Below are 14,197 nucleotides of genomic sequence, written 5' to 3'. Positions count from 1 at the left end.
GGCTGCGATGAACAATGACTATATGATGCAAATTCTCAAGTGCTTTTGTCAAGCATGATTGAGATGCTCTTACCCTGGTTCAATGGGAATACCGGCTGCTACCATGTAAGCATCCCCGATCGTCTTGATTTTTTCTAAGCCGTGCTTGTCACTCAGTTGGTCAAAAGCTGAGAAAATTTCATTCAGTAAGTACACTAATTTAGTGGCGGACATGGTAGTAGAAATTTGGGTAAAATTCACCAAGTCTGCAAAAAGAATTGTTGCTTTTTCAAACTTGTCTGCAATCACCCCCGGTTGGTACTTCAACCTGTGGGCGATCGGTTCCGGCAAAATATTTAGCAGTAAACTTTCAGTTTTTTTCTGTTCTTTCCTGAGTGCAGATTCCATCTCCCTGCGCTTAGTTATGTCATGAAAAAACACAGAAATGCCGTCGTGAGAAGGAAAAACCCGGACTTCCAACCACACTTTTAAGGGACGATAATATTTTTCAAAAGCCACTCCAATTTGTTTGGCTACAGCTTCATGATACTCTTTATAAAAATCAGAATTTACGAATTCGGGAAACTCTTCCCAAAAAATTTTACCATAAAGTTCTTCTTGCGAGCGATTCAAAAATTGCGCTCCTTTGTAATTAACGTAAGTAAATCGCCACTGGGTGTCGAAAGCAAAAAAAGCATCGCTCATTCCTTCTAAAAAATTGACAATTTGCTCGTCTGTAGAACGGAGTTTTTCTTCTACTTGTTTGTTCTTGATCTGTGCGCGCTTTAATTTAGTCAGATTTATTCGCAACTCCATTTGGTGAATAATTTGCCGCCCTAAAGTCCGCAGCGCTTCTAGCTGTTGTGGGGTGAGATTACGAGGAACTGTATCTATCGCGCACAAAGTGCCGATCGGATAACCGTCAGGAGTTACTAGCGGTGCTCCAGCATAAAACCGAATATTTGGATCGGAAGTTACTAGCGGATTGCCGACAAAGCGATCGTCATCTAGAGCATTGGGTACAACTAGCAATTCGTTGGGATTTAAAATAGCGTGGGCGCAAAAAGCTGACTCTCTCGGAGTTTCTGGCACTTCCAGACCGGCTTTTGATTTAAACCACTGTCGGTTAGAATCTATTAAGCTTACTAAAGCAATAGGAGTGCCGCAAATATAGGAGGCTAAAGCTGTTAGATCATCAAAAGCTGCTTCGGCCTCTGTATCTAGAATGTCGTAGCGGTGAAGTGCTTCTAGCCTCTCTTCTTCGTTGCGGGGCAAAGGTGCAGCTTGCATCGGAGGCCGCGAGGATATAGGTTTACGAACAATGCGTGGAAGTATTAGTGCTGCGAATTTTCTGACTTGGGAGACCACTTTTTTAACTAATATCAAAAGACTTGTTTGCCAACCTTTATTCATTTTTATTGATCTTTTTTCATACCTGATGAAACTACCTATGTCCCCCAGAAGTGGGCTTTACTTACGTATTTACCGCAACTAGCTCCTCAATCTCCGGAGATTTTGTCGGCAATTTCCCTGTCAATACTTCTCTACCATCTTCGGTGACAAGTATATCATCTTCTATGCGTATTCCCCGCACATCAGCGAATTTTTCCAACTCGTCCCACTTAACAAAATCTTCATATTTGGCACGATTTTCTGGGTTATTTAAGATTGCCGGAACTTGATAAAATCCCGGTTCTATCGATACCAGCATTCCCGGACGCAAAACTCGATTCAGTCGCAAAAATCCCAAGCCAAACCGACTGCTTCTGGTTCTTCCTTCTTCATAGCCAGCCAAATCTCCTAAATCTTCCATATCGTGAACATCCAAACCAATTAGATGTCCGATACCGTGTACAAAAAATAGCGCGTGAGCGTCCATTTCTACCAAATCTTCAACATTGCCTCGCAAGATGCCCAAATCTACTAATCCTTCCGCCATAATTCTAGCAGCTAACAGATGAATATCTTGATATTCCACGCCCAGACTAATTTTATCAATACAAGCATCGTGCGCTGCCAAAACTACATCATAAATCGCTCTTTGAGTCGGAGAAAACTTGCCAGAAACCGGCCAAGTGCGAGTCACATCGGCCGCCCATCCCGTTGATGTTTCCGCACCGAGATCTGCTAACAGCAAATCTCCGGTTTGTAGGGAATTGTGATAATGTTCACTGTGCAGAACTTCGCCATGTACTGTAACTATACTGGGATAGGCATAGGTCATGTTTTCTGAGATGATGACACTTTCCATTGCAGCGCGCACCCCTGCTTCAATTTGAGCATTTCGAGTTGCCGCCATTCCCGCTTTGTGAGCTTCTACGGTGACAGCCGCAGCTTGACGCAATTCGGCCAAACTGCCTGCATCGTGGCTCAGGCGCAGAGATACGATCGCCTTGGTTAATTCTAGGTCGATTCCGGTTGGCGAGTTGGGCGGTGCCAGAGGGCGATGGCGTCCCGCCCCGCAAGCTACGAGAATTTGGGACTGTTGCAACTGAGTCCAAGAATCCTGAACGGCGATGGTTGCTGCATTTGTCGCTCGGCCTTTCAATTCGGCCATTGGGAAAGCAGCATCAGCGCCAATTAGTTCGGCAATTTCTGCTCTTTTCGGCATTTCTCCGTGCCAAAGCGTGCTGCTAGCAGGTGCATCATCTAAGAACAATTCTAATTTTCCCGATTCTAAGCGAATGGCAGCATTTTCTAAGGGCAAACCAGCAAAATATAGAAAGTGACTACTGGCGCGAAATGGATAAGTAAGTGCCGGATAATTGCGAGGAATTCGGCACCCCGACCAGAGAATTACCGGAAAATTAATTAAACGTGCCAGTTTTTGCCGCCGTTGCTGTAAAGTATTAGTTAACAAATCATAACCTCGTGTAATTGTCATGGGTAAAAACCGATAATTTTGAGTGGGGTTTGTACTAAGGTGGAAGTTTTTGCATTCTCGGCATTAAAGCACTAAAGTCCTGACTGCCAACTAGGCAGCAATTTTGCCGGAAAGTGTAATCGTAAGCTTCTTTTTTGCTATCATTTTTAGGGCGGTCTTTTTTATCGTATTTGTCGTCATCGCCGGCATGATTTTGTTAAGCAAGAACCCTGCCCGACTGGTAAAAAAAATGCTAAAAGTGTTAGTCCGCAGGCAATTAGCAGAAATGTCACCACACCCGCAATTAGTCAAATTCGTTTGTCTGGTTTTTGTTAATTTTGTGAGATAGGCGATCGCCTCTATTGACTGTTTGATATTTTAGACTTTAAAGTATAAGTAAAGTTCACTGAAAAAACATGAAAATTTCTCACAAAGCTCCTCAAACTTCAGCGCAAGTACGCGATTGGCCGATCGCACACTTACCGGGATTGAGCAAGGAAAACCAATCTCAACTGGAAGAGTGCAGCATCACCACAACCGGACAACTAATTCGCATGACGAAAACACCGGCTGCGAAAATGTTGCTAGCGCATCAATTACAGGTTAACATTCAATATGTTAATAAATGGGTAGCGATGGCAAATTTGGCTGGAATTCCGAGTGTAGGCTGTCAGTATTGCGGGCTGTTACTTCACGCCGGCGTTGCTTCTCCGGCTCAATTGGCTCAAATGCCCGTGGAGAGATTGCACCAACAAGTTTTAAGGCTCCACGTAGCGACAATGCAGCGCAATGACTTGACTCCTTCAGTCGATCGCGTGCAAAAATGGGTTCAACAAGCTAGATTAGTCAGTAGTCATTAGTCATTAGTCATTAGTTAGTAGTTATTGCTTGTCAGTTGTTATTAGCTTTCCTGTCACCAGTCAACAGCCAACAGTCAACAGTCAACACTCAACAATATTATGTCAATTCAAGTTTACGGAATCCCGAATTGCGGCACCTGCAAAAAAGCTTTCCAGTGGCTCAAAGATAGCGAGGTTAATTACGAGTTCATTAACACAAAAGAACAGCCACCGACTCGCGAAAAAATTCAAAGCTGGGTAGCTGCTTTGGGCTTTCAACCCATGCGAAATACTTCCGGTCAATCTTACCGGGCTTTGGGCGAGGACAAGAATAATTGGACGAGCGAACAGTGGGTAGAGGCTTTTGCTAAGGATGCTATGCTGGTGAAACGTCCTCTTTTCGTTAAAGATGGAACGGCTGTTTTAGTAGGTTTCAAAGAAGATGTAATTCGAGAAAAATTGGGGCTTTCAAGGGGCTGAGTTCAGCCTGTTGTTCGCCGCATAAACTTCATCTCGCCCACATCATCTGTGAAACCCCAACGCTCGTAAAACGGCATCATGTTCGGCAAACAGTTAAGAGCCAAGTTCTCGACAGCTTGCAATTTGGGATGATTTAAAACTGCATCCATCAACTTCGCACCCAGTCCCATCTTTCTGTGTGTCGGCTTGATAATGACATCAAAAATCATGGCTCTGTATACGAAATCGGTAATGACGCGGCTAAAAGCAATTAGCCGATCGCTCTCATCGACAAAACCAATGATAACATCAGTCGCCGCCAGCATTTTCACCACATCTTCCCGCGTCCGCTTGTCGCTCCAAAACTCGTTTTTGTACAACTCCATCAAGTCGGAAACCTGGCTTTCGGTCAAAGTTTCGACAATTCGGTACTTATCCATTTTATCGGTCATACTCAACTTTACCGTAATCTAGTTTAATTGCGCGATCGGCAATATCAAAATAGCGATCGTCGTGACTAATCACAAACACCGTTTTCCCCCGCCGCTTCAACTCCGGTAGCAACTGCTTGTAAAAAATATCCCGGAAAAACGGGTCTTGATCCGAAGCCCATTCATCAAACAAATAAATCGGTCTATCTTCCAAATACGCCGTCAGCAAAGCCAGCCGCTTTCGCTGTCCCTGAGACAAAGCCGTAGTTGACAAAACTCCATCTTTCACCTGAACTTTATTTTCCAAATGAAACTCTCGCAAATATTCAGCAGCCTGCTTGTCCAAATCGTGATTAGTCATCCCCAAAAGCCTTTCAAACAGATAGAAATCCGAAAAAATCGCCGAAAAATTCTGCCTGTACCACTCACGATTCTCATCAGTAATTGGCTGGCCATCTAGGAGAATTTCTCCCAATTCAGGAATGTACAAACCAGTGATTAACTTAGCTAAAGTAGACTTTCCGCTGCCGTTACCGCCAATTATAAACACCAATTGACCCGGATGAAACTTCAAATTAAGCTCGCCCAAAATAAAATTGCTGTCTTCTTTTTCTCCGGGATAGCTGTGAATTATTCGATTTAACTCCAGCGTATCCCACTGAGCATTTTGAAACGGTTTAACCGTTGAATTTATCTCAGCTTGACTTGCCAAAGCCAATCCCATCCTCTCTATCTTTTCCACAGAAGTATTAGCCCGAAAAATCGCCGGCAACCTTTGCAAAATATTGTTAAACGGAGACATCAAATAGGTACTTGTCAGAATGTAAGCTGACAAAACCGGAGTAGAAACCGGCACAAATTTGGGTAAGACAAATAACAACAAACCCATCAGCATAAAAAACAGCAACTGCCCAACTCCCATCGCAACTGCACCAGTATTCAAAGCAGTCACGTTATAATCGCGGGAAGCATCAGCACTCACCTGCAATTGTTCCGTAAAAAACTCTTGGCGGCGCAAGGAATGGAGTTTTAGTTCCTTAATTCCATCAGTAATACTGCGAAAATGCTTAAACAATATATCTTGTTCTTCTCTGGCTAAATCGAAGAATTTCCGCATTTTAGTGAGCAACAACTGCACCGTGCCAATCGTCAGCACCAAAAAACTAAATACAACAACAAAAACTGTACCCGAAATCGTGCTTAAATAAGTTAAGCAGCCGACCACAACGGCGATATCAACACAGAGAAAAGGAATCAAAAATATAGTATTAGAAAGCGTTCCCACATCATCGGTGAGAGTTGCCAGCAAGCGATTAGCGCCCAACTCTTCCAAATTCCGCAAAGGAGTAGACAAAATCCCGCGACTCAAACTCAGACGCAAATTATAAACCGCTTCTTGAGAAAGGTAGATTAACAAAAATTGCGATATGACTCCGGCGAGGAGAGCCAAAACTGCTAATCCGGCAAAATACCAGACTAAATTCTGATTTGAATTGTCGCTGATGGCGCGGTTGATTAGAGCAATTAACATAGCGCTGCAACCGCCACTAATTAAGCCTGTGAGTATGGCGATGGAAACATTTAACCAAGAAGCCTTTAAAAGTAACCAAATTACATTCATCTAATGGTACTCCTAATTTAATTTTTGAAACTCTGGCGCTAACCAATCCGCTCCCCGACTTCTTGTTTGCCACCTCAATTACTACTGAATAAATTGGATTCCCAAGGCGGGAATCTATAGCATTAATTTTATTCTGGTACTTCCGTTTCCTGGGTTTCAAATACGACCAGCTCATAAATATCCAGCATCGACATTTGCACTTCCACTGAAGCGAAGGAAACTATTGCTGATTCTCCCTCATATTCCCGAAACAACCATTCATTTGATTCGGTTTTAATATATTGTGCGACTAAAAACTCAGATTGATTGACTAACACATATTCACGGAATTCGGGGATAGATCTATAAAACCGAAACTTATCCTCCCGATCGAAATCCTTGGTAGACTTAGAAAGCACTTCCACAATCAGCACAGGATTGAGTATTTCATCTTTCCGTCCCTCTGTGCAAACTAATTCTCCTTCAACTACCATCACATCTGGATAAGTCCCGCGTCGATACCGAGGAATCCACAACCGCAAATCGCTCATAAATGGTCTGGCATTCTTTCCCCGCAAAGCAGATTTTAAGAACGCATAAATATTACCGATGATCTGGCTGTGATTAATACTACCACCCGTCATTTGTACAATTTCTCCATCGCGGTATTCATTTCTAAACTCAGCAGTTTCCTCTAAGTCCCGGTACTCATCTGGAGTATAAAACTTTTCCTTACTTTGTACTAACATTGTTGCCTCTGTACTAACTTTTATCTGCCTTAATCTGCGTTAATCTGCCTACATCGGCGGTTAAAAATCCTAATTAACAGTATATCACAACAAAAAAGAAACGCCCAACTTCACAGAGTTAGGCGTTTTCCACTATTTCAAAACCAGGAAAAATTAATCCCGGCGAGACACCAAATTCGATTCAATTTTCGCACCCACCACAGGTTGCACCTGACTCAATGCCGACTGCAACATGGGAGTTTTGGTAATAGCATCATTAGCCAAATTAAACAAAGGGTTCGACAAAATTCCCGCCAATGTTGTCGCAACCAAAGTGAGTACAACGCTGACTTGCAAAGGTCGCATTCCCTGAAGGTTCCAGCGAATTTCGGGATAATTTTTTACCGCGTCTGACATTTCTTGAGGTTCTTTTACTACCATCATCTTGACAACGCGGATGTAGTAGTAAATCGAAACTACGCTGGTAATTAATCCCAGAATAACTAAGCCGTAAAGTCCTGCTTGCCAGCCGGCCCAGAACAGATAGATTTTGCCGAAAAATCCAGCCAGGGGCGGAATTCCACCGAGAGAAAGCAGGCAAATACTTAAGGCTAAAGTTAACAGCGGGTCTTTTTGGTACAAACCGGAGTATTCGCTAATTTGGTCGGTTCCAGTCCGCAGCGAGAACAGGATGATGCAGGCGAAAGCACCCAAGTTCATGAACAGGTAAACCAACAGATAAAATATCATGCTGGAGTAACCGGCTTCTGTTCCTGCAATCAAACCCAGCATCACAAAACCGGCTTGGGCGATCGACGAATAAGCCAAAAGCCGCTTCATGCTAGTCTGGGCGAGGGCAACCACATTTCCCAACACCATGCTGAGAATGGCTAAGGCAGTGAACACGAACTGCCACTGTTCGATAAGTACGGGGAAAGCAGTTGTTAACAAGCGGATTGCTAGGGCAAAACCTGCTGCTTTGGAACCGACAGAAAGGAAGGCAACAACGGGTGTAGGAGAACCTTCGTAAACGTCAGGAGTCCATTGGTGGAAGGGAACCGCAGAGATTTTGAAGGCGATTCCGGCGATCGCAAAAACCAAAGCAATCACCAAACCGAGAGATTGACCTTCATTCACAGTAGAAAGGTTAGCCGCGATCGCACTCAGCTTAGTTTCGCCGCCAGACAACCCGTACAGCAGCGAAAGCCCGTAGAGAAACACTGCCGAAGAAGACGACCCAATTAACAAATATTTCAAAGCAGCTTCATTGGAACGCGGGTCGCGTTTTGTGTAACCCGTCAGCAAATAAGACGAGATACTCAGAGTTTCCAATGAAATAAAAATCATCACCAATTCATCAGCGCCGCTGAGGAACATTGCCCCCAAAGTAGCGGTCAGCAAAATGCCGATAAATTCCGCTAAAGCAGTACCCGTTTGCAGTACATAGCGGACGGAGATCAAAATAGTGACAGCCGTACTCAAAGCGATAATTCCGCGAAACACTAAACTCAAGGCATCGCTGTTAAAACCGCCTAGAAACGAGATGGTATCCGTGTTATCCCACTGCAAACACAAGGCAGCGACGGCGGCCAACAAACCCGCAACGGCAACGTAGGGAGTCCAACCCGAGGAACTGCGGCCTACGATTAAATCGCCGACGAGAACCACCAAGAGGGTGAGGATGACAATTCCCTCTGGCAAGATAGTTCCAGCATTTAGCTGGGCAGCAAGAGTAGCAAAATCCATATTTTCAGGCAGGTTGGGTAGTACAAGCCGCAAAGGCTGTAATGGGCTGTGAACTTGTAAAAATTCTTTACCAAACACAGATTGTAGCGGATTACAGCTTCGCGATCCCACTTGGGCGGGTGTTTGTTGCCGGAGAGTTGATACTCGGTAGCGATTTTGCATACATTTGCGGGCATTGTAGAGATTGCTGAGTGATGTCACCTCGGACGAGAGTCGCGATCGACCATAACTGCCACAATGTAGAAAGTTCAACCAGTAATTCGGCATGACTGACTCGCTAAGTGCCTACAAACGGCAGACTTCCAAGGGCTTCAACAACCGCCCCGACTACGAGAATGAATTTCACAAACAGGCTGCAACTCGGTTAGTAGAATTGGCCAAAGTGCGATCGGGCAAGCTTGTTCTAGATATCGCCGCCGGAACAGGTTTAGCGGCGATTGCGGAGGATGCACTTAGGTCGATCGGGTTCCAGAAAATATCAGTCGCCTTTTCTACACCAGGAATGCTCTAGCTAGTATGTCTAAACTACTCAATTACATCTGTATATTTATTATTACCTGTTGGCTGCTGTTTGCTTGTCATTCTTCGCAACCTTTAAAAGTAAAACGTCCTCCCCTAAAAGTATCTTTTGTCCCTTTTGTCAGCTATACACCTCTGATCATTGCTCAAGAAAAAGGATTCTTCAAAGGGCAAGGGATAGACGTGGAACTGAGGTATGTAGACTACTCACAATTGCAAGACGCGGATTTCAGTGCAGGGAAGTATGATGGGATCGGATTGACCTTGGGGGATTTGGTGATATTGAGTGCCACCAATCCTGATATGCAAGCTGTGATGGTTTTGGATGAATCGACAGGTGCAGATGTGGTAGTCGCACAATCGGAGATTAAAACAATCCCTAACTTGAAAGGAAAAAAGCTGGGTGCCAATCTAGGCAGCTTTAGCGAGGTTTTCGTTACTGAGATGTTGAAAGCCTCTAAACTGACGAGCGATGATCTTAGCCTGGTGAAAGTCGAGGCTTTAGAAGTTCCCAATCGCCTACAAAACAATGCTATCCAAGCAGGACACACTTGGGAACCGTATCTTTCTGAAGCATTAAAATTAGGGGCGCATATCCTGTTTACAAGCAAACAAACCCCAGGCTTAATTTTAGATTTGGTCGCGTTTCGGGGTGAGGTGATACGCGATCGCCCTGAAGATATTCGCGCCTTTGTGCGAGGCTGGCTTCAAGGCTTGTCATATTGGGAAGCAAATATTCCCGAAGGAAAGAAGATCGTGAGCAAAGCGCTGAATATACCCAGCAATAAACTCTCTTTCGAGGGAATAGACTTTACTGACTTTGCAAATAATCAAAACTTCTTTCAATCCGACAGTCCTAATTATATCTCCAAAACCGCCAAGAAATATGCGGACTTTTTTATTCGCGCTGGCAATGTGACGCGCCTTCCCAATCTAGAAACCTTGTTCAATTCTTCTTTCTTAACCCCCCCTGCTAGCCTGAAACCATGAAGCGCTCATTTTTCAACAGCCTCTTTATTATTACCTGCTGCCTGCTGTTTGCTTGTCATTCTTCGCAACCTTTAAAAGTAAAACGTCCTCCCCTGAAAGTAAGTTTTGTCCCTTTTGTTGGCTATATACCTGTCGTCATTGCTCAAAAGAAAGGATTCTTCAAAGCGCAAGGGATAGACGTGGAACTGAGCAATGTAGACTACTCAATGCAACAAGCGGATTTCAGTGCAGGGAAGTATGATGGGATCGGATTGCCCTTGGGCAATTTGATTATCTTGAGTGCCACAAATCCTGATATACAAGCTGTGATGGTTGTGGATGAATCGACAGGTGCAGATGTGGTAGTCGCACAATCGGATATTAAAACAATTCTTAACTTGAAAGGAAAAAAGCTTGGTGCAAATCTAGGCGGCTTTAGCGAAGTATTCGTTACGGAGATGTTGAAAACCTCTAAGCTGACGAGCGATGATGTTAGGCTGGTTAAAGTCGATGCTTTAGAAGTTCCAGATCGCCTACAAAACAAGGCTATCCAAGCAGGGCACACTTGGGAACCGTATCTTTCTGAAGCATTAAAATTAGGCGCACATATCCTGTTTACAAGCAAACAAACCCCAGGTTTAATTTTGGATTTGGTCGCGTTTCGGGGTGAGGTGATACGCGATCGCCCCGAAGATATTCGCGCCTTTGTGCGAGGCTGGCTTCAAGCCTTGTCTTATTGGGAAACAAATATTCCGGAAGGAAACGAGATCGCGAGCAAAGCGTTGAATATTCCCAGCAAGAAAGTCTCTTTCGAGGGAATAGACCTCACTGACTTTGCAGAAAATCAAAACTTCTTTCAATCAGACAGTCCTAATTATATCTACAAAAACGCCAAGAAATATGCGGACTTTTTTATTCGCGCTGGCAATGTGACGCGCCTTCCCAATCTAGAAACCTTGTTCAATTCTTCTTTCTTAACCCCCCCTCCTAGTCTGAAACCATGAAGCGATCCTTTTTCAAAAGTATTCGTACAAAGTTAATCGTGTCGTTTCTCCTCGTTGCTCTAATTCCGTTGCTGCTGTTAGCATTTATCAACAAGCAGACAACTCAAAAGGCATTGACCGACAACGCACGACAAGCCCTATCTGCGGCGGCTAACGAAACCGCTTACAGAATAGATGGGTTTATCGATGGGAATCTTAATGCCGTGCGCGTAGAAGCGATTTTACCAGGTTTGGCCGCCTATCTGGGCCTACTTCCAGAACGGCGAAATGGTAGTCCCCAAGAGATGTTAGCGACTGAAACCTTAAGCCGCCTCAGTCGCAAAGATATGCTTAATATTATCTCCTATGCCTTGCTCAACTTAAAGGGACGGAATGTACTCGATACGAATACACCGGATGTTGGACGAGATGAATCCGGTCAAGATTACTTCCAAGAACCGCTCAAAACTCAACTACCTTTTGTTTCTAGTATTAGGCAATCGACGACAACTCCCAACCTCGCTACGCTTTTTTTTAGCAGTCCTGTTCGCGATGCGAAGGGAAATATATTGGGTGTATTGCGGGTGACATACAATGCCACATCTGTCCAGCAGTTGGTGACTCGGGAAACTGAACGCGCAGGTGCGAAATCCTTAGCAGTTCTTTTAGATGAACACTATATTCATCTGGCACATAGCACTACACCGGAACTCCTTTTCAAATCAATTGTGCCTTTGTCACCCAATGTTGTAGCTAAACTGCAACGCGAAGGGCGTTTGTCTAAGACTCTAACGAAAGAACTTGCAATCAATTTGCCCGACCTCAAGCAAGCATTAGACACTAAACAGCCTGATCTAACCACACGATTGGCAGCTACGGGTAATAATGAGTGGAGGCTCTTAGCGATCGCCCACCTGAAATATCAACCTTGGTCAGTCCTTTTCGCACAACCCATTGCCGTTGCCCTAGCACCTGTAAAAAAACAAATACGTGATGCACTTCTTTTATTAGCAATCATCGCCACAATTGTAACTATCCTCGCTTTGGCGATCGCACAACTATTAACCAAGCCTGTGATTTACCTCACCGAAGCCGTTGCCCAGTTTACGGCGGGTAACTTAGATATGCGTGTGAAGATGCGATCTGCAGACGAAATCGGTCTGCTGGCACGATCGTTCAACAGCATGGCGAGGCAAATCCAAGAATCCTTGGAAACCCTCGAAGACAAAGTTAAAGAACGAACAGCAGAACTCGCTAATGCTAATCAGGAAATCATTGCCCTCAACGAAAAACTTAAAGTAGACAACCTCCGCTTAGGTGCAGAAGTGAATGTGGCCCGTCAGATCCAGCAAATGATTTTGCCCAACTCTGAGGAACTGGAAATTGACGGACTAGATATCGCCGGATACATGGAACCCGCCGATGAAGTAGGAGGTGACTACTACGACGTGCTACAGATAGATGGTATTGTCACACTGGCGATCGGTGATGTCACCGGACATGGCCTGGAGAGTGGCATTCTGATGCTGATGGCGCAAACCTCAGTTCGCACCCTGCAAGAGATTCGTGAACTAGACCCCGTTCGATTCCTGGATGTACTCAACCGTACCCTCTACAAAAACGTGCAGCGCATGAATTCTGAGAAAAGTCTGACGCTGGCGATTTTGAGCTACTCCGAAGGACGGATCAGCATCAGCGGTCAGCATGAAGAAACGCTAGTGGTGCGAAAAAATGGAGAGGTTGAGCGCATCGACACGATGGATTTAGGTTTCCCGATCGCTTTAGATGATGATATCGCAGGCTTCATCAGTCACATCCTGATTGACCTAGAACCTGGAGATGGCGTGGTGCTTTATACTGATGGGATTCCAGAAGCCTATAACATCGGCAAAAAGCAGTATGGAATTAAGCAACTGTGTGAAGTAATTAGTCAAAATTGGCACAAGTCTGCTGCTGAAGTTAAGGATGCGGTGATTGTAGATGTGAGGCAACATATTGGTAAGCAGAAAGTGTTTGATGATATTACGTTGCTAGTCTTTAAGCGGCAGGCTAACGTTACTGAAAAGGGAAATTTAGTTAATAATATCCTTGCCCCCAATGAAATGCTAAAATGAAGAACCAAGTTTGAGGAATACTTTATGAAAGTAAACTACCAAGAAAGAATTGATTTAACAGCAGACGAGTTAAAAATAATTCTGTTCGAGCAGCGAATTCTACCTAATAAACAAAAAATTCAGGCACTTTATTGGTTAAAAACAGGAGCGAGTCAAAGCCTTACAGATGTAGCTGAACGTTTAGGTGTACATAGAATTACTGTACATAGATGGTTAAAACAATATAGTGCTGGCGGTTGGTCAGAACTGTTATAAATACGGCAAGCAATCGGTAGACCACGAGTAATTCCTTCCGCGGTAGTAGCCGGAATCTCAGAAAAATTAAGTGAAGAGTCCTGTGATTTTAAGACTTATAAAGAAATTGGTCACTGGGTAGAAGATAACTATCACCTATCAGTTAAATATCAAACATTACACAAGCAATTACACTATCGTATGAAAGCCAAATTAAAGGTATCGAAGCCTGTGAATAACAACGAAAAAGCTCAGGATGCCGACATCGAGTTGAAAATAAAAAAAGCTCGAGAAAATTCCTCAAAGTAGCTTGATGGTTAGAGTCTACTACCGCAAATCCCGCAAAAAAATAAACTCAAATCTTGGTTTCAAGATGAAACGAGAATAAATTTGCTTAAAAACACTTGAAAAAAACAAGATTACAGCTTTTGGAGTCAAACCAATAAGTAAAGTGAAATCGAGTTTTCTCATGTTATTATTTATATGGACAGTTCCCCCACAAAGCTGATAAATACTATACATCAACAAATATCTAAGTCAAGACCTCAAACTTGCTGATTTAGCTGCATTGCTAGGCATGAGTAAATTTTAATTTAGTCATCTGTTCAAAGAGGCGATCTGCAGGGCTCCTCATAAATATCTGCTGCAACAGCGGATATTAGACCTCTTGCAAAATAATTTTATGATATAATGGAAAGTTTTGCTTGACTGGATTGAATCCCAACTATTAACT

General features: G+C 43.8%; 13 protein-coding genes. 7 read left to right on the top strand and 6 right to left on the bottom strand.

Annotated features, from left to right (window positions below):
* Positions 1-69: 69 nt before the first annotated feature.
* Together QUA70_RS26620 and QUA70_RS26615 are read right to left on the bottom strand one after the other, a co-directional pair.
* Positions 70-1,269 (bottom strand): adenylate/guanylate cyclase domain-containing protein, encoded by a 1,200-nt coding sequence (locus tag QUA70_RS26620; RefSeq protein ID WP_445251679.1) that lies wholly within the window; start codon positions 1,267-1,269, stop codon positions 70-72.
* 184 nt (positions 1,270-1,453) lie between these two features.
* Positions 1,454-2,863, bottom strand: coding sequence for an aminopeptidase P family protein (locus tag QUA70_RS26615; RefSeq protein ID WP_333350834.1), 1,410 nt, complete (start codon positions 2,861-2,863; stop codon positions 1,454-1,456).
* A 395-nt stretch (positions 2,864-3,258) separates the two neighbouring features.
* Here QUA70_RS26615 and QUA70_RS26610 point away from each other — a divergent pair, with 395 nt between their 5' ends.
* Positions 3,259-3,702, top strand: a complete 444-nt coding sequence (locus QUA70_RS26610) for a DUF4332 domain-containing protein (protein ID WP_333350832.1) — start codon at positions 3,259-3,261, stop codon at positions 3,700-3,702.
* 99 nt (positions 3,703-3,801) lie between these two features.
* Positions 3,802-4,161, top strand: a complete 360-nt coding sequence (locus tag QUA70_RS26605; protein WP_333324076.1) for a Spx/MgsR family RNA polymerase-binding regulatory protein — start codon at positions 3,802-3,804, stop codon at positions 4,159-4,161.
* Positions 4,162-4,163: 2 nt separating this feature from the next.
* On the opposite strand, the gene QUA70_RS26600 is transcribed toward QUA70_RS26605, so the two are convergent.
* From QUA70_RS26600 to QUA70_RS26585, 4 genes are all read right to left on the bottom strand, one after another.
* Positions 4,164-4,592 carry a GNAT family N-acetyltransferase gene (locus QUA70_RS26600; protein ID WP_333350830.1) on the bottom strand — a complete coding sequence of 143 codons (429 nt, stop codon included), beginning with the start codon at positions 4,590-4,592 and terminating at the stop codon, positions 4,164-4,166.
* Entirely contained in the window at positions 4,582-6,192 is a 1,611-nt protein-coding gene (locus QUA70_RS26595; protein ID WP_333350828.1) for a cyclic peptide export ABC transporter, read from the bottom strand. The genes QUA70_RS26600 and QUA70_RS26595 overlap by 11 nt, the downstream gene beginning before the upstream one ends.
* 128 nt (positions 6,193-6,320) lie before the next feature.
* Complete coding sequence (locus tag QUA70_RS26590) at positions 6,321-6,920, bottom strand: Uma2 family endonuclease (RefSeq protein ID WP_333324082.1); 600 nt, start codon at positions 6,918-6,920, stop codon at positions 6,321-6,323.
* Between the two features lie 153 nt (positions 6,921-7,073).
* Positions 7,074-8,645, bottom strand: a complete 1,572-nt coding sequence (locus QUA70_RS26585; RefSeq protein WP_333350836.1) for an NAD(P)H-quinone oxidoreductase subunit N — start codon at positions 8,643-8,645, stop codon at positions 7,074-7,076.
* Positions 8,646-8,910: 265 nt separating this feature from the next.
* Here QUA70_RS26585 and QUA70_RS26580 point away from each other — a divergent pair, with 265 nt between their 5' ends.
* From QUA70_RS26580 to QUA70_RS26560, 5 genes are read left to right on the top strand one after another with little or no spacing between them, the layout of a single operon-like run.
* Entirely contained in the window at positions 8,911-9,156 is a 246-nt protein-coding gene (locus QUA70_RS26580; RefSeq protein WP_333350826.1) for a hypothetical protein, read from the top strand.
* A gap of 5 nt (positions 9,157-9,161) precedes the next feature.
* A complete protein-coding gene (locus QUA70_RS26575) occupies positions 9,162-10,154 on the top strand; it encodes an ABC transporter substrate-binding protein (protein ID WP_333324086.1) in 993 nt (330 codons plus the stop codon).
* Positions 10,151-11,137, top strand: coding sequence for an ABC transporter substrate-binding protein (locus QUA70_RS26570; RefSeq protein ID WP_333350825.1), 987 nt, complete (start codon positions 10,151-10,153; stop codon positions 11,135-11,137). The genes QUA70_RS26575 and QUA70_RS26570 overlap by 4 nt, the downstream gene beginning before the upstream one ends.
* The gene (locus QUA70_RS26565) at positions 11,134-13,230 is read left to right on the top strand and encodes a SpoIIE family protein phosphatase (protein WP_333350823.1); all 2,097 of its coding nucleotides are present in this window, start codon (positions 11,134-11,136) and stop codon (positions 13,228-13,230) included. Before QUA70_RS26570 ends, QUA70_RS26565 begins: the two co-directional genes overlap by 4 nt.
* A gap of 24 nt (positions 13,231-13,254) precedes the next feature.
* Complete coding sequence (locus QUA70_RS26560) at positions 13,255-13,485, top strand: helix-turn-helix domain-containing protein (RefSeq protein ID WP_333350821.1); 231 nt, start codon at positions 13,255-13,257, stop codon at positions 13,483-13,485.
* Positions 13,486-14,197 lie beyond the last annotated feature (712 nt).

The sequence above is a fragment of the Microcoleus sp. LAD1_D5 genome (genome assembly GCF_036702115.1).
Taxonomy (GTDB): Bacteria; Cyanobacteriota; Cyanobacteriia; order Cyanobacteriales; family Microcoleaceae; genus Microcoleus.
This window is presented reverse-complemented; position numbering and strand designations above follow the sequence as displayed.

What these genes read in the sequence shown, in the direction of transcription:
- QUA70_RS26620 (WP_445251679.1), bottom strand. Translation starts at nt 1,269, where the DNA reads ATGCAAGCTGCACCTTTGCCCCGCAACGAAGAAGAGAGGCTAGAAGCA.
- QUA70_RS26615 (WP_333350834.1), bottom strand. Translation starts at nt 2,863, where the DNA reads ATGACAATTACACGAGGTTATGATTTGTTAACTAATACTTTACAGCAA.
- QUA70_RS26610 (WP_333350832.1), top strand. Translation starts at nt 3,259, where the DNA reads ATGAAAATTTCTCACAAAGCTCCTCAAACTTCAGCGCAAGTACGCGAT.
- QUA70_RS26605 (WP_333324076.1), top strand. Translation starts at nt 3,802, where the DNA reads ATGTCAATTCAAGTTTACGGAATCCCGAATTGCGGCACCTGCAAAAAA.
- QUA70_RS26600 (WP_333350830.1), bottom strand. Translation starts at nt 4,592, where the DNA reads ATGACCGATAAAATGGATAAGTACCGAATTGTCGAAACTTTGACCGAA.
- QUA70_RS26595 (WP_333350828.1), bottom strand. Translation starts at nt 6,192, where the DNA reads ATGAATGTAATTTGGTTACTTTTAAAGGCTTCTTGGTTAAATGTTTCC.
- QUA70_RS26590 (WP_333324082.1), bottom strand. Translation starts at nt 6,920, where the DNA reads ATGTTAGTACAAAGTAAGGAAAAGTTTTATACTCCAGATGAGTACCGG.
- QUA70_RS26585 (WP_333350836.1), bottom strand. Translation starts at nt 8,645, where the DNA reads ATGGATTTTGCTACTCTTGCTGCCCAGCTAAATGCTGGAACTATCTTG.
- QUA70_RS26580 (WP_333350826.1), top strand. Translation starts at nt 8,911, where the DNA reads ATGACTGACTCGCTAAGTGCCTACAAACGGCAGACTTCCAAGGGCTTC.
- QUA70_RS26575 (WP_333324086.1), top strand. Translation starts at nt 9,162, where the DNA reads ATGTCTAAACTACTCAATTACATCTGTATATTTATTATTACCTGTTGG.
- QUA70_RS26570 (WP_333350825.1), top strand. Translation starts at nt 10,151, where the DNA reads ATGAAGCGCTCATTTTTCAACAGCCTCTTTATTATTACCTGCTGCCTG.
- QUA70_RS26565 (WP_333350823.1), top strand. Translation starts at nt 11,134, where the DNA reads ATGAAGCGATCCTTTTTCAAAAGTATTCGTACAAAGTTAATCGTGTCG.
- QUA70_RS26560 (WP_333350821.1), top strand. Translation starts at nt 13,255, where the DNA reads ATGAAAGTAAACTACCAAGAAAGAATTGATTTAACAGCAGACGAGTTA.